Source organism: Clostridium sp., assembly GCF_050717635.1.
Lineage (GTDB): Bacteria > Bacillota > Clostridia > Clostridiales > Clostridiaceae > Clostridium_AD.
Genome location: NZ_JBOITO010000025.1, coordinates 1 through 20,468 on the forward strand (window position 1 = coordinate 1; position 20,468 = coordinate 20,468).

General features: G+C 31.7%; 25 protein-coding genes and 2 pseudogenes. 17 read left to right on the top strand and 10 right to left on the bottom strand.

Going from position 1 to position 20,468, the window contains the following annotated elements:
- Window positions 1-378: 378 nt before the first annotated feature.
- The 5 genes from ACREWB_RS10740 to ACREWB_RS10760 form a co-directional block, all read right to left on the bottom strand.
- Window positions 379-1,749 (bottom strand): alpha/beta fold hydrolase, encoded by a 1,371-nt coding sequence (locus ACREWB_RS10740; protein ID WP_431547441.1) that lies wholly within the window; start codon window positions 1,747-1,749, stop codon window positions 379-381.
- Between the two features lie 36 nt (window positions 1,750-1,785).
- Window positions 1,786-2,109, bottom strand: a complete 324-nt coding sequence (locus ACREWB_RS10745) for a hypothetical protein (RefSeq protein ID WP_431547442.1) — start codon at window positions 2,107-2,109, stop codon at window positions 1,786-1,788.
- Between the two features lie 53 nt (window positions 2,110-2,162).
- A complete protein-coding gene (locus tag ACREWB_RS10750; protein ID WP_431547443.1) occupies window positions 2,163-2,825 on the bottom strand; it encodes a methyltransferase family protein in 663 nt (220 codons plus the stop codon).
- A 78-nt stretch (window positions 2,826-2,903) separates the two neighbouring features.
- Window positions 2,904-4,310 (bottom strand): HAMP domain-containing sensor histidine kinase, encoded by a 1,407-nt coding sequence (locus tag ACREWB_RS10755; RefSeq protein WP_431547444.1) that lies wholly within the window; start codon window positions 4,308-4,310, stop codon window positions 2,904-2,906.
- Complete coding sequence (locus ACREWB_RS10760; RefSeq protein ID WP_431547445.1) at window positions 4,307-5,011, bottom strand: response regulator transcription factor; 705 nt, start codon at window positions 5,009-5,011, stop codon at window positions 4,307-4,309. Before ACREWB_RS10760 ends, ACREWB_RS10755 begins: the two co-directional genes overlap by 4 nt.
- A 274-nt stretch (window positions 5,012-5,285) precedes the next feature.
- On the opposite strand from ACREWB_RS10760, the gene ACREWB_RS10765 reads away from it, so the two are divergent.
- The 6 genes from ACREWB_RS10765 (at window position 5,286) to ACREWB_RS10790 (ending at window position 8,916) form a co-directional block, all read left to right on the top strand.
- A complete protein-coding gene (locus tag ACREWB_RS10765; RefSeq protein ID WP_431547446.1) occupies window positions 5,286-5,933 on the top strand; it encodes a TetR/AcrR family transcriptional regulator in 648 nt (215 codons plus the stop codon).
- Between the two features lie 370 nt (window positions 5,934-6,303).
- Complete coding sequence (locus ACREWB_RS10770; protein ID WP_431547447.1) at window positions 6,304-6,597, top strand: hypothetical protein; 294 nt, start codon at window positions 6,304-6,306, stop codon at window positions 6,595-6,597.
- Window positions 6,598-6,659: 62 nt separating this feature from the next.
- Entirely contained in the window at window positions 6,660-7,067 is a 408-nt protein-coding gene (locus ACREWB_RS10775) for an ASCH domain-containing protein (protein WP_431547448.1), read from the top strand.
- A 132-nt stretch (window positions 7,068-7,199) separates the two neighbouring features.
- The gene (locus tag ACREWB_RS10780) at window positions 7,200-8,075 is read left to right on the top strand and encodes a hypothetical protein (RefSeq protein WP_431547449.1); all 876 of its coding nucleotides are present in this window, start codon (window positions 7,200-7,202) and stop codon (window positions 8,073-8,075) included.
- A 457-nt stretch (window positions 8,076-8,532) separates the two neighbouring features.
- Window positions 8,533-8,673 carry a hypothetical protein gene (locus tag ACREWB_RS10785; RefSeq protein WP_431547450.1) on the top strand — a complete coding sequence of 47 codons (141 nt, stop codon included), beginning with the start codon at window positions 8,533-8,535 and terminating at the stop codon, window positions 8,671-8,673.
- A 93-nt stretch (window positions 8,674-8,766) separates the two neighbouring features.
- Window positions 8,767-8,916: a hypothetical protein gene (locus tag ACREWB_RS10790; RefSeq protein WP_431547451.1), complete on the top strand. Its 150-nt coding sequence runs from the start codon at window positions 8,767-8,769 to the stop codon at window positions 8,914-8,916.
- A gap of 16 nt (window positions 8,917-8,932) precedes the next feature.
- Here ACREWB_RS10790 and ACREWB_RS10795 read toward each other — a convergent pair.
- The 5 genes and pseudogenes from ACREWB_RS10795 to ACREWB_RS10815 form a co-directional block, all read right to left on the bottom strand.
- Window positions 8,933-9,262, bottom strand: a pseudogene (locus ACREWB_RS10795) (IS91 family transposase); the annotation flags it as partial.
- Window positions 9,255-10,112 (bottom strand): site-specific tyrosine recombinase/integron integrase, encoded by an 858-nt coding sequence (gene xerA / locus ACREWB_RS10800; RefSeq protein WP_431547452.1) that lies wholly within the window; start codon window positions 10,110-10,112, stop codon window positions 9,255-9,257. The gene xerA and the pseudogene ACREWB_RS10795, both read right to left, overlap by 8 nt.
- Window positions 10,113-10,425: 313 nt before the next feature.
- Window positions 10,426-10,644 carry a hypothetical protein gene (locus tag ACREWB_RS10805; RefSeq protein WP_431547453.1) on the bottom strand — a complete coding sequence of 73 codons (219 nt, stop codon included), beginning with the start codon at window positions 10,642-10,644 and terminating at the stop codon, window positions 10,426-10,428.
- 340 nt (window positions 10,645-10,984) lie between these two features.
- A complete protein-coding gene (locus ACREWB_RS10810; protein ID WP_431547454.1) occupies window positions 10,985-11,602 on the bottom strand; it encodes a DUF2812 domain-containing protein in 618 nt (205 codons plus the stop codon).
- A gap of 21 nt (window positions 11,603-11,623) precedes the next feature.
- Window positions 11,624-11,842, bottom strand: a complete 219-nt coding sequence (locus ACREWB_RS10815) for a PadR family transcriptional regulator (protein ID WP_431547455.1) — start codon at window positions 11,840-11,842, stop codon at window positions 11,624-11,626.
- Between the two features lie 280 nt (window positions 11,843-12,122).
- Here ACREWB_RS10815 and ACREWB_RS10820 point away from each other — a divergent pair, with 280 nt between their 5' ends.
- The 11 genes and pseudogenes from ACREWB_RS10820 to atpG all read left to right on the top strand — a co-directional run bounded on the left by ACREWB_RS10820 (window position 12,123) and on the right by atpG (window position 20,456).
- A complete protein-coding gene (locus ACREWB_RS10820) occupies window positions 12,123-12,548 on the top strand; it encodes a deoxycytidylate deaminase (RefSeq protein ID WP_431547456.1) in 426 nt (141 codons plus the stop codon).
- Window positions 12,542-12,733 (top strand): annotated as a pseudogene (locus tag ACREWB_RS10825) (cytidine deaminase); the annotation flags it as partial. The gene ACREWB_RS10820 and the pseudogene ACREWB_RS10825, both read left to right, overlap by 7 nt.
- Before the next feature lie 43 nt (window positions 12,734-12,776).
- A complete protein-coding gene (locus ACREWB_RS10830; protein ID WP_431547457.1) occupies window positions 12,777-13,805 on the top strand; it encodes an MraY family glycosyltransferase in 1,029 nt (342 codons plus the stop codon).
- A gap of 60 nt (window positions 13,806-13,865) precedes the next feature.
- Entirely contained in the window at window positions 13,866-14,993 is a 1,128-nt protein-coding gene (gene wecB, locus ACREWB_RS10835) for a non-hydrolyzing UDP-N-acetylglucosamine 2-epimerase (RefSeq protein WP_431547458.1), read from the top strand.
- A gap of 549 nt (window positions 14,994-15,542) precedes the next feature.
- A complete protein-coding gene (locus ACREWB_RS10840; protein WP_431547459.1) occupies window positions 15,543-15,917 on the top strand; it encodes an ATP synthase subunit I in 375 nt (124 codons plus the stop codon).
- 4 nt (window positions 15,918-15,921) lie between these two features.
- Window positions 15,922-16,602 carry a F0F1 ATP synthase subunit A gene (locus ACREWB_RS10845; protein WP_431547460.1) on the top strand — a complete coding sequence of 227 codons (681 nt, stop codon included), beginning with the start codon at window positions 15,922-15,924 and terminating at the stop codon, window positions 16,600-16,602.
- A 28-nt stretch (window positions 16,603-16,630) separates the two neighbouring features.
- Window positions 16,631-16,879 (top strand): ATP synthase F0 subunit C, encoded by a 249-nt coding sequence (atpE, locus tag ACREWB_RS10850; RefSeq protein ID WP_431547461.1) that lies wholly within the window; start codon window positions 16,631-16,633, stop codon window positions 16,877-16,879.
- A gap of 77 nt (window positions 16,880-16,956) precedes the next feature.
- On the top strand, window positions 16,957-17,439 hold the full coding sequence (locus ACREWB_RS10855; RefSeq protein WP_431547462.1) for a F0F1 ATP synthase subunit B: 483 nt from the start codon (window positions 16,957-16,959) through the stop codon (window positions 17,437-17,439).
- Between the two features lies 1 nt (window position 17,440).
- Window positions 17,441-17,974, top strand: coding sequence for a F0F1 ATP synthase subunit delta (locus ACREWB_RS10860; protein ID WP_431547463.1), 534 nt, complete (start codon window positions 17,441-17,443; stop codon window positions 17,972-17,974).
- 16 nt (window positions 17,975-17,990) lie between these two features.
- A complete protein-coding gene (atpA, locus tag ACREWB_RS10865) occupies window positions 17,991-19,508 on the top strand; it encodes a F0F1 ATP synthase subunit alpha (protein WP_431547464.1) in 1,518 nt (505 codons plus the stop codon).
- 93 nt (window positions 19,509-19,601) lie between these two features.
- Window positions 19,602-20,456, top strand: coding sequence for an ATP synthase F1 subunit gamma (gene atpG / locus ACREWB_RS10870; protein WP_431547465.1), 855 nt, complete (start codon window positions 19,602-19,604; stop codon window positions 20,454-20,456).
- The last annotated feature ends 12 nt before the right edge of the window (window positions 20,457-20,468 follow it).

Below are 20,468 nucleotides of genomic sequence, written 5' to 3' on the forward strand. Positions count from 1 at the left end.
TGCGTTTGAATGTTATACACCTGAGGAATTTGACAAGAAGAGTGGTAGTCCTATTGTTCTATGCCCAGAATGTGATGCAAATATGATAATCAAAGGACGATGAGATTATCATATTTGCTTGGCATAAAGGTTTTTACTCGACCGTAGGGAGATTTTGTTCTTTTCACTTTGCTCCTTTTAATTATTTGGTAATCAAAGGTGCAAAGCCTATTTTGTATTAGACGATATTAGTATTACCTCCACACAAGGAATCATCTATAAATACACTCATAGACCTTGCACGGAGTAAAATGGATGTTGGATACATTATTATATATAACATAATTTCACCTGCTTTCGTTTTATTTAACAATTTTAAGGGGATTAATCCCCTTAAAATTATTTTATTTTTGTTTCCTTCAATACCGTATTTATCATTAAGTAAACTAACTTGTCTGGCTCGTTCCTCCATATTTCGTGTCCGGAGTGTTCAAACCAAATAAACTCTTTATGTGGAGCTTCTATTGCATTAAAATACTCCTGCGCCATTTCTGGTGATGCGTTGATATCGTAGCGACCCATCATAAAGTAAATAGGAACATCTAATTTTATAGCTTGCTTGCTTAGATCTATATCATACAACTGTGGATAGACTTGATTGAATGTAGTAACCAAACCAAGCGCCCAACTTACTTTATCGTACAAACCATATTCAGGACCTCCAATTTCGCCTAGTGTATTATAACCCGCATTCTCGATTTCAGGGTTTTTTGCCATATATTTACTCAAATACTGTGAGAGGGTACTAAATTTCCAAACCATTCCTTTACCATAGTATGGGGGCAGACCTTGATTTTCCATTTTATTAATTTGTTCTGTATCTCCCCTTTCATTTGCTAGCTTGAGCACTAGATCGTACATATGAAGATCGGTTTCAACGAATTCGACCATCGGAGCGGTACCAACAAAGGCAGAAAATAGTTCTGGGGAGTTTTGTACAAGGAGTATTCCGAGTGCACTCCCCCACGATTCACCAAGTATATATATTTTTTCCTGGTTAAATCTTTTGCATAGATACTTTGTTAGTTCATGACCATCGGAAATGTATCTCTGCGGGGTAATTGATTTAAGTGGTATAGCATCCATTGACTTACCCGACCCTGGTTGATCCCAGTTAACAACCACATAATCATCTTCAAGCTTTATTAATTCTTCTCTAGTTGCGGCTAGCTGCGATCCACCTGGCCCACCAGCTAGGAAAAGTAGTACCGGATTATTCTTGTTTTTCCCGCGGATAGTTATCCACTGCTCACTGTCACCTAAAGTTACTTTTTCCAAAGTAGCAATGCTGCCCGCGAGTGGTTTCCCATTGTCAGAAAGTATAGGTGGAGTGTATGCCATCCATTGGCTACATACTACAGAAATAACATTTACAAACACTAATATTAATATTAATATTAACTGCTTGCGTAATTTTAAAAGCCAAGGTGTTATTCTTGCTCTTGTTCGTGTACAGATAGCAATAACTAATGTAATCAAACTTGAAACTAAAAGAGTTACTATTGCTAAAACCAAAGAAAGAATCAATATAAAAGCAAACCCAAATTCTATAGGAACAGTTTTCATCGTTAGCATAAGATGTGGACGTATAAAAATAACGTATGCAGCTATTATAACGACACCAATTAGTGGTATAAGAAACCATATCTTACGAAACCAATTGCGTTTCAAACCTTGAAGAATTGTTTCTTTTTTTAATGTGTCTTTCATTATATCCCCCTTAAAACAATTTAATGTTTTTTTAATTTATTTTTTAAATAAAATTTCTATACTATAGCTACTTAATTCCTCTTTGTTTTGAATTATCCTCAAATAAATATCTCGCTTTTTATAATATTTCTTAACTATTAGTGCATATTTTTCTGCAAGATCTTCTGTAGTTGTAAAGTCTACATTACTATTAAGAATAACACCCACCTTAACTGAGTTCTTGTAAGTATTAATAGATATATCCATTACTCCAGGTTCCATTTTGATTTCTTTTACTGTATCACTTAAATTACAACCTGTAAAAACTATTAAAACCATTGCTATTAGAATTGAATAAACATACTTTTTTTTAGTTCTCATAATTATAGAGCTCCTTTAAATTGATTTTTTTATACACACAATTCATTTACATTTTAAAAGATAAATGGAATGAACATCTTTGTATTTTTCATATAATCGCTATATTCCACACCAAATTCAATGAGCATATTTTGTTCCTCCCGTTTTGCGAGACGGACATACATTACTATCATTAATGGAGACAGTGCAAGCATCGGTAATGTTGCCCAATCTGCCATCATCCCAAAAGACAAAAGTAGCAGACCAGTGTACTGTGGATGACGAATGAATCTATATACACCACTTATCACAAGGGACCCTGTTCCTTTTTCCTTTGACCAGTATTTACTGTAAATATAGTACCAACCATTTACTATAAGCAATAATGCAACTATAATACATATAAAATTGATATACATACCAAGAAAACCAATTGATCCAACTAATGTATGTCCCCACAGAATGCCTTCTGGTAGGTTTTTTCCTACAATCCATGAAATAACATACATACTAAATGGTATGCCATGCATCTCAAAAGCAAAAGCTATTAAAAAAGCAATATAAATTCCTCTAGGACTTTTGTCCATCTTTTTATAAAAAGGTACAAATAAAAGCACCGCACTATATATCGAAACAAAGAACAAGACTCCTAACCAATTATAAAAATGACTTTCTAATGTCTCTATAGCTGATACACCCCTCTCTATATTTGTACAGGAAACAGAAAACAGCCCCATTTCGTACCCTTTCCATTATTATAGCAAGGTATACTTAACTAGGACTGCATTAAATCTTATATATTTCTTAAATCAATCTTAAATCCTTTGCATATTAATAACAAACTCACACCCACAGTTGACCTCTGTTTTTACACAAATACTGCCTCCATGTGTTTCGATAATTTTTTTAACAATAGCAAGTCCTAGACCTGTGCCACCGGTTTGTGAGTTTCTTGCAATATCGACCCTTACAAACGGTTGAAATATATCCTTTGCAATTTCTGTAGGTATTCCAATGCCATTATCCTTGAAGATTATAACAACTCCACCATCTTGTTCAAATAAGCGGATTATTAATAACGTTCCTTTTGTGTTATATTTTAGTGCATTGTCAACGAGATTTTGTATCACTCTGCTCATCTGTTTTAAATCAATCTCAATCAAGATTTCTTTTTCTGGTATTTCAAAATCATATGCAAATCCAGCCTTATCCAAGTTGTTTATGAAAAACCCTAGTTCTTCCCTCATATATTCACATATATCAACACTTGTTTTATTCAATGAATATTCGGAGCTTTCCATTCTAGACAATTCAAATAGGTCATTAACTAAATTGTTTGCTCTCAAGCTATTTTCATATATTATTTTCATGTATGCAGCGTGTTCTTGTTTTGATAAATCGAGTTTGTTAAAACTGAATTCTGCATAACCCATAATGCTTGCGATAGGGTTTTTAAGATCATGAGAGATATCAAGTATTAGCCTTTTGCGATTTTCTTCTGACTGTTTTCTTAGATGTATTTCTTTCTGAATTTGTTCTGCCATTTCATTAAATATATATTCTAATTCTCCAAACTCATTTTTTAAATTAAGATCAACTCTTGATGTATAATCCCCATCTTTGAGCCGACTTGCACTGTTGCAAAGTTTTTTTAAGGGATTTATAATACTTATAGATGTTAGCTTAGAATATATTACAGTGCATATTGAAAGCAGTATAAGGTAAAACAGAATAACAGCAATAACGACACCAATTGTTGCATGTTTATCTGCTGAATCAATATCTTTGTTGTATGCGAAATCCATACCAATTCTGATAGAAGTCGGAAACGTCACTACTAACCAAAATTGCTCTCTAGAATTGAATTCAATACTATAGCTGTAGTCTATTCCTATACTTTTACTCTTTATTAAAAAATCTGTGAATTCTGATGTGGTAAGTTTATCTTTTGAAATAGTGTTAATGCCTGTTGTATGTATAATTTCATAATTAGTATCAACTACCTGTACACCACCGCCGTTATTTATAACCTGCGAAGTGTCAATGTTTTTGTAGTCATCCTGCATTAGGCTTTCTGCAGTATAATTATTCTTAACAAGGTTCTTTGATATAACATCACTTGCAAAACTCAAAAGCATAAATGCAGATATGGCTACAATAATAGATATAATAAACATAAGTGCATAGTTAGCCAAAAATCGGCTTTCTATTTTACTTTTCATAAGCTAACCTCGCTATTTTTATGGAATTTATATCCAATACCACGAATAGTTTTTACATATTCCGGATTCCTTGGATCAGTTTCAATCTTATTTCTGATATGGCTTATATGAACCATGATGGTGTTATCGTCGCAATATATATCCTCATCCCATACCGCCTTGTATAACTGCTTCTTAGTAAAAGCCCTTTCAGGATTCTCCATCAGGTGCTTAAGTAGCAAGTACTCTTTTGCATTAAGTTCCACCAGTACATCCTTTTTATAGACGCAGCACGCGTCTTTATCTAGGCGCAAACTACCATACTCTATTTTGGAGAAGACTTGCACATTTTTGGAAGAGTATTCAAGACTGCGTCTTAGCTGCGCTCCAACTCTCGCAAGTAGCTCAGCCATACTAAATGGTTTTACAAGGTAATCATCCGCACCAATTCCAAGTCCTAAAATCTTGTCCATATCATTATCTCTAGCAGTGAGAAATATGATAGGTATATTGCTTGTTAAACGGATTTTTCGCAGCAGATTAAAACCATCAAGTCTAGGCATCATAACGTCAAGTATGGCAAGATCAATGACTTTGTTTTGTAAGACATCTAAAGCATCTATACCATCCTTAGCAGTAAATACATAGTACCCCTCCTGCTCAAGCTGTAGCTTTAAAAGATTTCTGATGTCCTTCTCATCTTCTGCAATTAATACGTTCAAAAAAAACCACTTCCTTATTATGTATTTTACCAAAACTGAATTATGTGCTGTGATAACTTACTTTATATATTCTGTGTTTTAGTTATTACTAAGTATACCATAATATTCAAATTAATTATTATAATGCCTAAATCCCGGGGAGACCTCTCAAAAGGTACCTTGGTTTTTTTAAGTTTTTGAAAAATTTTAGCACACACTCTTGACAACTGATAATAAGTATGAAATTATATTACTAGACAAACAGACAGTCAGTCTACTACGAGGAGACATAAAAATGAGAATAGTAAAAGAAGCTGAAGAGCGCAGAAATGAAATACTTGACGCAGCCGATAATCTTTTCGGTCATAAGGGCTTTGACGGTACAAGTACAAACAATATTCTCGAACAAGTTGGTATTGCGCGGGGAACGCTGTATTATCATTTCAAATCCAAGGAGGATATATTGGACGCGCTGATTGAGAGGTATAATGTCCGTGTTTTAGGCGCGGCGCAGGATATCGCTGCAGACAAGAGCATACCTGTAAATGAGCGCATTATCCGCGTTGTAATGGCACTGAACATAAGCGGCGGGAACGGCAAGGAAATTATAGATCAAATTCATAAACCGCAGAACGCGCTTATGCATGCGAAAATACAAAAGGTAATATTAAGCGGAGTTACGCCTATACTGACAGGAATAATACGCGAGGGCATTGAACAGGGACTATTCAGCACGCCGCACCCCTATGAATGCATGGAAATGATTGTGGTATATACAAATACTGTTTTTGATGATGATATGGTTAAAATGACAAGGGATGAGAACGCTTTACGTATGCAAGCATTTGTTTTCAACGCAGAAAGGCTACTCGGTGCTGAAAGCGGAAGTTTTATGAAAGTTATGCAGATGTTTGGCAGCGGAAATGGCAACAGCAATGAATAAATCGTAAAAATCCTAGGGGGGAGAATCTAATAGGTAGTTTTACCTATCCCGCCAAAAAAGTATATTAGGGGCAAAAGATATTATTAATACGGATTTTAGGTGTTTTGAAATTTACACAATATACTTATGTAACTTTCGCTTTCCTTATTTGGCAACGATTTTGAATGTTTTATATGAAAATCATAAATTGAATGTTACTTAATACTGATAATTGATATTGTTATGTAACATAATTTCTATTTTGATTCTATTAAATATGCTAATATACATTTTTGGCGGGTAAGGTAAAAACACCCATAATAAAAAATGGTCAAAAATAACAGGGTATCCATTACATTTAATTAGAAATGCAGCTCATTTTTCAAATGGTATGTATGGTAGAAAATATAACGGCTTATATGGATATGATAGGGAAGAGCTATTAAAGATGATAGATAAAATAGAAAAGTATTATGCAGAATATTATGTCATATCACATGAGCCAGTATGCGATAGGAAAGAGATAAGTGATTTTTGGGAATTACTACGAACTACAGCACAGATAGCCTGTGAGGTCACTTCTGCTAAACATGCAATTAGGCTATTTATGAATAAATTTAATAGGGAACCTTCTGAAAATGAGAAATCTTATATAGAGGGCTTTATAAATGCTAATAAAGCATAATGTTAGATAGTCTACATCTATAGAAAAACATTGAAATAAATTTATTAAAGGAGAAGAGAATCATGAAAATATATGAAAATATATCATCCTTTGGTTGGGATGGAGATAATGGAATTGGAGAAATGTTAATTCAACAAATTATTGATAGAGTAAAAACAGCAACTTGCAGTTTTAAAATACTTTATGAAGAACACGAATTAAATGAGGTATATGAAACAAAAGGTAAAATGGTAACTGTAGTTAATAATCAGGAAGAACCTAAATGTAATATTAGAATCATAGATGTTTTCGAAACAACTTTTGGAGATCCAGATATCAGACTTGTAAGAGGAGAAGGAGATGGTGAAGAAGTTCAAAAGTTTCAAGGTGACCACAGAACTGCATGGAATAATACGGTAAAGGATATTCAATTAACAGATGATGAAATACTTATAGTAGAGTTATTTGAGCTTGTTGAAGTACTGGAATAGAATTATTCAATAAGAGGTTGATATGTCCACATATATCGTTTTAAATAAGCGGAAAACATATCCCATTAATAAAAAACTCCTTTCAGAATTGGCTTAAAAAAACAGGTGGCGCAGGAGGAAACTGTCCACCACTTGCACTATAGTTTTTTAAGTAAAGACACTACTATTATCCAAGCTAATTTAGATGCAATACTAAATTCTTTTATAAGTATTGCAGATGGCAGCAACACTTTAATAGGAAATAAAAATGCAGAGCTTGAAGAATTAAAGAATAAATATAAAAATATGTTATCAGATAAAAAAAGTAGTATTACACAACAAAAGGAAGAATTACAAAAGGTTTACGGAGATTTACTCGTAGTACAAAAAGATAGCAAGGAGAGCAGTGATGAATTACTAAGCATTAGAATTGATCATAGCAAACAAATGGAGCGATTAGAGGGTAATATAAAGGATAAGAATTTAATTGTAGAAGAATATAAAAATAAGAACGATATGTTGCTGAGTGATTTACAAGAATATAAACAATATAAGATTGAATTGGAAGGGTATAAGAAGTTGCTTTCGGATGCTCAGGCCAGAAACATAGATAAAGATAATATCATTAGGGATAATGATTATAATGTTAACCAGTTGAATAAGAGCATTGAGAAGCTATCTAAAGATAATCAAAAGGAATTAGAAACATTAAAAAAAGAATATCAATTAAATATAAGATTAGAAGTTGCAAAAGTAAAAGAAGAATTAAATAACAAATTTAGCCAGGAACAATTCAAACATAATAAAGAGATAGAGGAATATCAAAGTAAATATAAAGAATTATTAGAAAAACTGGAGAAGAAGAGAACAATTCCAAAAGATACCCCCAAAGTTATTAAAAAGAACAATGTAGTTACCAAAAGGGGAATAGATGAAAAGAAAATCGAGGGTGTAAATTATTTTGTGTATTCTCTTTCTTTAAGCAAAATAATTGAACTATTTAATTATAAAAAAAAAATGTTAATATAGTTGATGAATGTTGTTACTTTAGCATTACTTTTCAGTATATTATTTCCAGCCTTACCTATTAATATACCATCTATATATCAGATAAGTGCAGTGCTGAGAAGTAATTTGATCAGTTATTGATGAATCATACATTAACGGACGACCTTTGGGTGGTCCGTTTTACTTGTTTAGCTTAACAAAACAAACGATACTCCTTAGGGGGGTATGAAGAACATAGCTGTCACCAGAAGCAATAGGAAATTTCTAATTTTCCATATATGAAAGTTCCGAATCTTATTTTGGAACTTGAACTTAGGTGTATTTAAAGCATTTTATTGAGTATTTTAGAGGCATATGGTAAGCTAATCTTAAAATAAGTTCCTACTCTTGACATTATAGGAACTTTTTAAAGATAGGTCATTTTATGAAAATTAAATTCAAATAAAAACGAAATATTTGATGAAAGGATAAAATATTTATGAATAATAAACCACAACCAAATTGGCAACCCATTAAGAATATGCCTATGATTGCAAATTTAATAGATAGTCAGTTAACAGATGCTAAAGAACAATATATAACACTCTTGGAGGCTCGTAATAAACCTTGTCTTGAATGATTCAATTGTACAACGTACAATAAAAGTTTATACAGAGCAACTTGATTTTACTCAGGTATTTTAAAAACTGAACTATGCCGTCTACAGGCTCAAGTGAAACATTCATATAAAACCTTAAAAGATATTATAGCCCTGGCAGAAGAATTGGAAATGGGAACTATTGAAAAAGTTATGGAGAAAAGTGATTTGGAAATTGGTATAGAATCGTTAAAAAAGTATTTTCAACCCAGTAATCTCAAATAAAATTTGAGATTTTCCTATCCTTTTGGTTTGTAAGAGTTATATAGTTAAGTTCTTGAGGTATAGTGAAAACTACATGAAAATACCCTACGGGTAATAAATCCTCTTTTCTTTTTTCAAGCCATCTTTCCTTGGCTAAAGTTTGGCATTTAGGACAATGCCTGTTTCGGCAGGAATTATAAGAAACCCTAACGTGCCCACATTCATCACATTCGTCTATATGACCGCCAAGCTCTGCTGTTCTACAAGCTTCAATATCTATCATAGTTTTTAAAATATGTAACGGTAGCTTATGATTTTTTCTGTATTCATCGCCATACTGATTAAATATATCTTGAATCTCAATCATCTCGTTCACCTTTTTTATCTAGAAAAGTATCCAATGGACTCTTTATATTAAGTAGATCCAGCCTCCTAAGATGTAAATATATGGTGGTAGTAGTTATGTTCCTATGTCCTAAAAGTCTTTGAATATAACATATATCTGTTCCATTTTCCAGTAAATGGGTAGCGAAACAATGGCGAAGTGTGTGGACTGATGCATGTTTAGTGATTCCAGTCTTTTTCATAGATCTTTCTAATATTCTTTGAACAGTTCGTTGAGTTATAGCATGTGTACGACCATTTCCAGAAAATAAATATTCTGTAGGATGATATCTTGTCCAATACTCTCTGAGAATTTTAAGATTTACTTCCGATAACAGTGAATATCTATCTTTTTTGCCTTTGCCCTGCCTTATTAATATTTGCATGTTTTTACTATCAATATCTGCTATTTTAAGATTACAAACTTCGCTGACCCTTAATCCTGCGGAGTAAATCGTCATGAGGATTGCCTTATGCTTAAGGTTTTCAGTAACATCAAAAATAGAATTAACTTCTTCAGGAGACAAAATAGAAGGTAATTTCTTTGGTACTTTGATCCTTGCAATTTGATTAACATTCCAATATATATTTAATGTTTTAGTATAAAAGAATTTAAGACTTGCATTAATATGATTAACGGTTACTTCACTTAATTTTTTTTCCATGATACAATAATGTAAGTAGTCACGTATTTCTTTTTCGCCTAAATATTTTGGTGATTTGTTATAAAATTTAGCAAAGTTACTGACTTGACGAATATAGCCTACTATGGTCCCAGGGCTATAACCCCTTAATTCCATATCCATTTTCATTTTTTCTCTTAATTCTGACATAAATAATAACACTTCCTTATTTTTTATTTCATCAATAAAAGTTTATAGGAAGTGTGCATTATAATAAAGAAATATCCTAGTCAAATAGGATATTTCTTTATATTTTATATAAGTAAAAATTAAATTAACATAATTAGCACTCGTCTGCCACCGCTGTTAGCGGTTTAGTTCAATTGAAATTTTCACGACATTTTATTGTTCTTTATAACTATCCTATACCCTCATTGTTTCATTTATATATGTTGATATACACTATTTTCACTGCATAAACGGTGTCTAATTGAGAAGATACACTACTTTTATGCACTTTTTTTTACTTATCTTCACGAATCCATCGACTGTAATTTTCTTTAATGCCAAAAACTACTGCCAGTAATGAAAAAATAATAGCTAATGAACCAACAATAATTACCACTAAATCTTGACTTTCTTTCGCTATATTCCAATTCATAAATTCAGAAATTGGCACAAGCAATTTTAATAAAATAAAAAATGCAATTGCTATGATTAAATATCTAAGTTTGTATATCATGTGTGGTGGCGCCCCCTTTTCAACTAAAAACGTATCATGTTATTAATTCATGGTGTTTAATAAACGATATTCTAGAAAGCTCAAATCAGCTCATTTCACTAATTATACTATAGATTATATATATTTCACATAAAGAGTTTTGTGCTTTTAAGCCATAAAAGCCATACAATATAAGAAACGTTATATTGAATAAAAAAAATATTAAGAACTATAATTGCTTAATTAAATTTAATTGAATACTTAACTGCATTTTATCTTTCAATGGGGTAAGGCAACGATTCGTGAATTCGTTGCCTTACCCCTAATCTAACTGATTCCTTGGATTATAATTATATTTACATTATAAACAATTATTTTTATTTTCAGTTACACTTTTATTGTACATCTTTTTTGCTCTAAAGGCCCTATTACCATACATTATTGATAATATAAGAAGAATTATAAAAGGCAGAAATCGTAAAACTACAGCTGGGGTTTCAATAATAAAAGCTCTCCAAAAATCATCTCCATTTTTCTCCCATAGTCCAGGTGTTAAATATCTCAAATTATTGGTTTTTAACATACTAAACATATAAATTAAAATACACACACAACTACCAATACACTGATCAATAAATCTTTTGTATCTTGCCAATTTTGATTCTGTATCTGAAAAAATATCAGGCAGTCCTATATTTGATAATTTAGGAATAAAATATTGTCCTCCTGATAATGATAATTGTGTTCCTGAAACATGCTCCCAACCAGCATCTTCAAATAAAATTTTATACTCCTCAAATTGTCTTTTATTTTTAAATGTACGATAATCAACTCTATAATTCAAATCTACAGAATCTTCTTTATCAAAAGTATAAACTCCAAAAAAACCATATTTTTTAAGCACAAATCCACTTTTAGCCATTCCATTTAAGTATTCTTCCTCTTTATCCATGTCTACGAACATCTTAAATTTTTTCATGATTTTTGCTCCCTTCTATTATTAAACTATATCTTGAGATATAGTTATTAAATGCCTCATTCTAACAATCTCAAGTTTTAATACCTCTTTACCCTTATAAGTAATCACATACACTTTTCTTCGTTTATCTTCACTTTCTACTGATTTTATTAGTTTTTCCTTCAAAAGTTTTTCAATAGCACCATATAATGTACCAGCAGCAACTTTAACTATATTACTATGTTTGAAAACACCTAACATCTAATTTAGGTAAAAAGCGAACTTTTGGTTGATAAAACGCGAACTTATACTATAATTATATTAATGGGTAATAAATAAATTATGGAAAATTTTGAGCAAATAAATGGTAGCATTAATAGCAATATCTAAAACCACTGTTTGTACATTCGAAGAAGATATAGAATTTTATCCTGTAAATGTAAATGTAAATTATTCTTTTAATTTGAAACTAAATCTATAAAATTAATAATGGATGTGATATTATTGTTAATAGCATAGTTTTTGATGGGGGCTTACGACAATGAGAAAAGATTGGGATAATTATTTTATAGATATAGCACTTGAGGTCGCAGAAAGAAGCACTTGTGATAGATTACATGTAGGAGCAGTGCTTGTAAAGGAGAAAAGAATAAAAGGAACGGGTTATAATGGAAGTCCAAAAGGGTTACCACATTGTGAGAGTGAAGGATGCTTTATGAAGGATAATCATTGTGTGAGGACTATACATGCAGAAGTAAATTGCTTGATGGAAGTTTCACCTGAAGAAAGAGCAGGTTCAACATTATATGTAACCCATACGCCCTGTCCAGAGTGCCAAAAGGTAATTATAAATTCTGGTGTAACAAGGGTAGTTTTTGCTAAAGAGTATAAGCCTTCAATAAATTGGTTCCAATATGCAACATGGATAGAATTGGTTAATTTAGACCAAGATAATAAGGTATTATAGGAAAAAAGGTGGGAACTAGAGAATTAGTTCTAAATGCATCTCCATTCTCTTTATGTAAAAGATTTATAATTAATTCAGGTATAGAAAAGGTAATAATTAGAGATAACCAAACACAATACAATATCGTATATGTAGAAGAGTGGATAGAAAATGATGACTCACTTAAGGGTGATGGCGGATATTAAGTATCAAACAAATACAATGATTTTATGAAGGAAAGGATTTTATATGAGTAATATTTATATTATAGCAATAATTGCAGCGCTAATTTCTTTTATAAGTACTCCTATAGTTAAAAAAATAGCAATTAAGGTGAAGGCCGTTGATAGTCCTAAAGATGAAAGGCGAATTCATAAAAAACCTACTCCAGTTATGGGGGGGCTTGCTATATATTTAGCTTTTGTTTTAGGAGTCATTTTATACAATGGTATTTTAACCCCTTCTCAAACAGGTATAATTATAGGAGCAACTATAATTGTTATCGGAGGAGTTTTAGATGATATCAAAGATTTAAGGCCTAGATATAAGCTCTTAATACAGATCATAGCAGCTATATGTCTTTTGAAATCAGGAATTAGTATATCAATTGTAACTAATCCGTTTAGAGAAATATATCCTTACCTGAGTGTGGGATGGATTACAATTCCTATAACGATAATATGGATTGTCGGTGTGACTAATGCTTTTAATTTAATAGATGGATTAGACGGGTTAGCAGCTGGTGTAGCATTTATATCCTGTGTTACATTAATGATAGTTTCTTTAATTAATGGAAGATTGGAAGCAGCATTTCTAACCGCTGTATTGAGTGGGGCGATTTTAGGGTTTTTACCATATAATTTAAATCCTGCCTCTATTTTTATGGGAGATACGGGTTCCCAATTATTAGGGTTTCTTTTAGCGGCTATTTCAATTGAAGGGGCAATCAAATCTGCAACAGTCTTTGTAATTGTGGTGCCGATTTTAACTTTTGGATTGCCTATTTATGACACTCTTTTTGCCATGATTAGAAGAAAAGTTAATGGGCAATCTATAATGCAAGCAGATAAAGGGCATTTGCACCATCGACTTTTAAATATGGGACTGAGCCAAAAACAAGCGGTTTTTATTATGTATTTAATAAGTGCAGTTTTGGGTGCAATATCCATTATAGCAATGCAAATAAGTAATCAAAGGGCATATTTTTTGTTGGGATTAGTAATGTTTGTATCAGTTTTGACAGCTTGGAAATATGGTATTTTTAAGCATAGGGAATAAATTATACATACTTACGATACAATAAACGGATAGAAAAAAAATAAGTTAGGAGGGTATCTGGTGGAAACTATTAAGGTTATAGTAATATTTGGTACAAGACCTGAGGCTATAAAAATGGCACCTTTAGTGAAGGAACTAGAAAAGGTTCCTCAAATACAATGTACGGTATGTGTTACTGCTCAACATAGAGAGATATTAGATCAGGTCCTAGAAATTTTTAATATTGTACCTAAATATGATTTGAATATAATGAAATCAAAACAAAGCTTAACGGGGATAACCTGCGCTGTGATACAAGGGTTAGAGGACATTCTAGACAGTGAGAAGCCTGATATAGTACTTGTACATGGAGATACTACTACAAGCTTTGCTGCATCTCTTGCGGCTTTTTATAGGAAAATACCTATTGGACATGTAGAAGCTGGGCTTAGAAGTCATAATAAATTTTATCCTTACCCAGAAGAAATTAATAGAAAGTTAACGGGGGTTCTTACAGACTTGCATTTTTCACCTACTAATACCTCCAAAGAAAATTTATTAAGAGAGGGTGTAGATGAAAGCATAATTTTTGTTACAGGCAATACAGTTATAGATGCTATGAAGTATACAATTAAAGACGATTATGTTTTTGAAGATTGTGATCTAAATGCACTTGATTACCAAAATAAAAAAATAATATTAGTCACGGCTCATAGAAGAGAAAATTGGGGAAGTGGAATTGAAAATATATGTAATGCACTAAAAATCATAGTAAAAGAAAATAGCAATGTAGAAGTATTGTATCTAGTTCATCCAAATCCAGTAGTAAAGGATATGGTGTACAGAATATTAGAAGGTATAGATAGGATACATTTACTTAATCCATTAGATACCAGTGAAATGCATAATTTAATGAAAAAATGTTATCTAATAATGACTGATTCAGGTGGAATTCAAGAAGAAGCGCCTCATTTAGGTAAACCGGTTTTAGTACTTAGGGATGTTACTGAGAGGGTAGAGGCTCAGGAGGCTGGCACTGTAAAGCTAGTTGGAACGGATAAACAAGAGATTGTACAAAAAACGAGTATACTTCTCAGAAATTTAGGTGAGTATAATAGTATGAGTAGATCAACTAATCCTTATGGTGATGGTAATGCTTCTGCTAAAATAGTAGATGTGTTATTGAATTACTTTGATAAGAAATCTTAATAAACGTATATATGTGTTAATAAAATTATGGTATAGGTTAGATGTTTTTTTAGTAGGTTCAAGAATTATAATTTCTTGAATCTATTTTTGTTTGGGTATATGCATAATTTAATCTCTTTATGATAAAAATAACATAAATGTGAAAAGAATTATCGAGAAAAACGATATTTTAAAAATAATATATTGCAATTACACTATAAAAACAAACTAATCGCTTGGAAATATATACGTTATAAAGTTTTTGTAATTGTTTAATTATATACAATTTATAATAGAAATGTATTTAGACCTCAGTGAAAGTCAAATTCATTAAAATTTTAATTGAAATTTATCAGAATATTAAGATAAACGAATAACTGTTTTATAAATTATTGGTTAAATAGTAATAGTTCTTAAAATGGAGCAAATCCGAAGAAATATATTATTTAAACGATTTAATAAGATTATTTAAAGATATACGTTAAAACATTGACTAATTTGGTCTTTTATTTATGTATAGTAGAGGACTATAATTAAAAGTATAAACAAATAGTGAAGGAGAAGTAAAAATTGAATATTAAGTCGACACAGATGTATAAAAAGATTAATTATTTTAATTTTTTCATAGCACTCTTTGGATTTACTGTAATTTATCTATTTGATAAAAAATATGCAGTATTTTTTTTGTTAGGTCTCTTTTTAGCAACTATTAATTTATTATTAAATTTAATATCTGTTGATTTTATATTTAATAAAGTTAAAAACCAATATGGATTCATTACTTTTTTTGGATTTGCTTTTAGGGTTATTTTCGTGTGCGTAATAGGCGTAATAATTTTTAATTATTACAATTTTAGTATAATTGCGTTTATATTAGGATATAGTTCACAACTTATTTCTATAGTACTTTACGGAATTAATATTAAAGAATGTGAAGGGAAGTGAGCATGTGGGAGGAATTGCAAAATTACCTAGTGTAAATTTATTTGGGTATGATTTTCAAATTACAGCTAGTTTAATAACACAATGGGTAATAGTGATGGTACTTATTTTACTAATAGTATTTATTAATATAAATCTTAAAAAAATACCAGACAAAAAACAAGCGATAGTTGAAATTTTCATTGAATTTGTGGAAAAAACAGTAGAAGAGACTATGGGTAAAAGGTTTAAAAAATTTGTTCCGTTTATAGGTACATTAGGAATTTATCTTTTATCAATGAACTTGGTAGGGTTATTTGGAATAAAGCCACCGACTACAGATTATAGTGTAACTTTGGGAATGGGTTTAATTACATTTATAGTGATACAGGGCTACACAATAAAAAAAGCGGGTCTTAAAAAATATTTTACTGGCTATGCAAAACCACTACCTATATTACTTCCAATAAATATATTGGAGAGAATTATGCTGCCGGTATCTTTAAGTCTAAGATTATTTGGAAATATGTTTGCAGCAACCATAATTATGGAATTAGCATATGGCGGACTAAGTAAAATTACTTGGGTGGCACAACTGGGAATACCAATACCGTTACATATGTATTTTGATTTATTTGATGGTACTATCCAAATGGTTATATTTGTAATGCTAACAATGATTAATATTGTAATAATTTCAGAACATTAAAATAAAAAAGAAATAGGAGGAATATATTATGGATTCAGCAGGGTTTATAGCAGGAATGTCAGCAATAGGAGCAGGAATAGCAGCTATCGGGGTTATAGGTGGTGGAATAGGAACAGGAAATGCTACGGCAAAGGCCGTAGAAGGTATTGCAAAACAACCAGAAGCAAGTGATAAGATACTTAGGGCATTAGTTATAGGTGGTGCTCTATCAGAAGCAACTGCTATCTATGGTTTCTTAATCGCATTATTACTAATTTTGCTTGGTGTAAAAGGATAAGAGAAATAGTAAAAGGAAGGTAGGTGAAAGTCTCGGTTTTCATGAGGTTAAAAGAACTTGATAAACCGTGATTCTATATGCTAGAGATGGATTTAGGTAATATTATAGCTGCAATGGTAAATTTCCTTTTCCTACTTCTCATTGCTAAATATTTTCTATTTATACCAGTAAGCAAGATATTACAAACGAGAAAACAAGAATTAGATTCTTCTTTTGAAAAGGCGAATAGTGATAAAGAAGAGGCTAATAGATCAAAAATAGAAAATGGTGAAAAATTAAAGTTAGCAAAACATGAGGGTAAGAAAATAGTTGAAAAATATAAGAAAAAGGCTGAGAAGATATCTGCAGAAGTAATTCAAAGTGCAAAACAAGAAGCGGAACTTATAATTCAAAGGGCAAGAGTTGAAGTTGAAAGAGAACAAGAAAAAGCAAAAAGTGAAATTAAAGCGCAAGTTATAGATTTATCTTTAGTATTGTCTGAGAAGGCTCTTGGCAAGCATATCGATGAAAGTGAACACAGAAAATTAATTGAGGATTTTATTTTTAAGGTAGGTAGCTAAAATGTATGAATACTTAGATAAAAGATATGCACTAGCACTATATACAGTTGCTGAGGAAAAAGGGAAAGTAGAAGAATATTTAAATGATTTACGGGAAATTGTTTCACTTATGAACAATGATGCTAATTTCATGAAATTAATTAAACAGCCTTTTGTATGTACGTCTGAAAAGAAGAAGATATTTATTAACATTTTCAAGGGGAGAATTGACGAAGATCTTTTGTCCTTTCTGCTTATTCTTATAGAAAAAGATAGGATACTTTTTACTGAAGAGAAACTTAAAGAAATGGAAAAGATCCACTTAGAGCGTAATAACACATTGTTAGTAGAGGTTAAAACAGTAATACCACTTAACGATTCTGAAAGAGAAAACCTCAGAACAAAATTAATAAATATTTATGATAAGAAAATTATATTTGTTGAAAAAATAGACAAAAAAATTATAGGTGGGGTGTATATAAGGGTCGGAGACGATGTTATTGATGGTACACTAAAAATCAAATTAGAGGAAATGAAAAAATTAATGGCTAAATAGGAATAGAGGTGAGTTTATGAACATAAAACCAGAAGAAATAACATCTATAATAAAAAAAGAAATAGAAAGATATGACAAGAAAATTGACACCGTTGACTCAGGTACTATAATTCAAATAGGTGATGGAATTGCCAGAGTGTATGGGTTAGATGAGTGTATGGAAAATGAAATGTTAGAGTTCCCCAATGGAGTTTTTGGTATGGCGCTAAATTTAGAACAGGATAATGTAGGATGTGTGCTTTTAGGGCCTGAAAAGGGTATCAAAGAAGGCGATATTGTAAAGAGAACCGGTAAAGTGGTAGAAGTTCCTGTGGGAGAGGCATTGCTTGGAAGAGTTGTAAATGCGTTAGGTGTACCTATAGATGGAAAAGGTCCAGTAAAGACTACGCAGACGAGAGAAGTAGAAGTTGAAGCGCCTGGAGTTATTGATAGGCAATCAGTTAAAGTTCCACTTCAAACAGGAATAAAATCAATAGACTCTATGGTCCCAATTGGGCGAGGTCAAAGAGAACTTATAATTGGAGATAGGCAAACAGGTAAAACAGCCTTAACTATAGATACTATTTTAAATCAAAAGGGTAAAGATGTCATATGTATATATGTAGCAATTGGTCAAAAGCAATCAACTGTTGCGCACATTGTTAACACATTATCTGAAATGGGAGCCTTAGATTATACAATAGTGGTGGCATCCACAGCTTCTCATTCAGCACCACTTCAGTATTTAGCACCCTATGCTGGATGTAGTATGGGAGAATACTTTATGCATAATGGGAAGAATGTATTAATAGTATATGATGATTTATCTAAGCATGCAGTTGCTTATAGAGCTATGTCGCTATTACTTCGTAGACCGCCAGGTAGAGAGGCTTATCCAGGAGATATATTTTATATTCATGCAAGGTTACTTGAAAGAGCGGCAAAACTTTCAGATAAATTAGGTGGTGGATCATTAACTGCTCTTCCTATAATAGAAACTCTCGCAGGGGATGTTACGGCGTTTATACCAACTAACGTTATTTCTATAACAGATGGGCAAATATTTCTTGAGGCTGAACTTTTCCATTCGGGGCAAAGACCTGCTGTTAACGCTGGAATATCGGTATCGAGAGTTGGTGGAAATGCTCAAATAAAAGCTATGAAACAAGTTACCAGGACTTTAAGACTAGAACTCGCTCAATATAGGGAACTTGTAGCTTTTGCCCAATTTGGTACAGATCTTGATAAAGATGCGAAGATGAGACTGGAAAAAGGGAAAAGATTAATTGAAATACTAAAGCAGGATCAATATATGCCTATGCCAGTAGAAAAGCAAGTTATGATTTTCTTTGCTGGAACCAATAACTATCTTACGGATATTCCGGTACACCAAGTGATAAGATTTGAGAGTGAATTTTTAGAATACATGGATACACATCATAGAGAAATAGGCAAAGCAATAGTGGATAATAAGATGTTAGATGATGAACTAAAACAGCAACTTATTGAAGCTATAGAGGAGTTTAAAAAAGTATTCTCAATTAAGGAATTTTAGAGTCGTTTTAAAAGGATTAGTTAATGCAAGATAAGTAGGAAAATATCAATTTGCCTCTGTAATATATTTATGGAGGCTAAAGAGAGGTGAAACATGGCAGGTATGGGGCTTGTTGCAATTAAGAGAAGAATAAAATCCATAACGAATACTACAAAAATCACCAGAGCCATGGGACTAGTTGCTACAGCTAAATACAAGAAGATAAGAGAAAAGGTAGATATTAATAATAATTATATGAATGCCCTAAAGGACACTATTAAAAATTTAATAGATAATTATGAAGGTGATAGTATCTATGTAAGAGGAAATAATAGCAACAAAAAATTATATGTTGTACTTACGTCAGATACAGGACTCTGCGGTGGATTCAATTGGTCTATAATAAATGAAATGATGATTAAACTTAAAAGTAATAAGGAAGATTATAAAGTTATTATTGTAGGTAAAAAGGGAAAAACCATACTTAAAAAGCTTAATGTTGAAACTGTGGCTGAATACATTGAAATATCAGATACGCCTTCTTACAAGGAAGCTAAAACGATTATTAATAATGCACTTAGTATGTATAGTAGCGGAGATATAGGGGAAGTTCACATTGTTTATAAAAAGCTTATCTCATCATTAAAAAACGAAGTTAAAATTGAGAAGATACTTCCTCTAAATGCTGATAGTGAAGTGAAAAACAGTAAAGAATATGTAGATATTGAGGCAATAGATGAAAAATTAATGTATGAGATTGCCACCTTATTTTTAAGCGGTAAAATGTTGAACTCTATGCTACATTCAAAGGCTAGTGAACACAGAACTAGAATGCAGTCAATGGGGTCAGCTACTGACAATGCTAACGAAATACTTGATAAACTTAAATTGAGTTATAATAGAATTAGACAAAGCGCAATTACACAAGCAATTTCAGAAATAGTTGGAGGGGCGGAAGCTCAAAGGTAAAAGGGAGTGAGA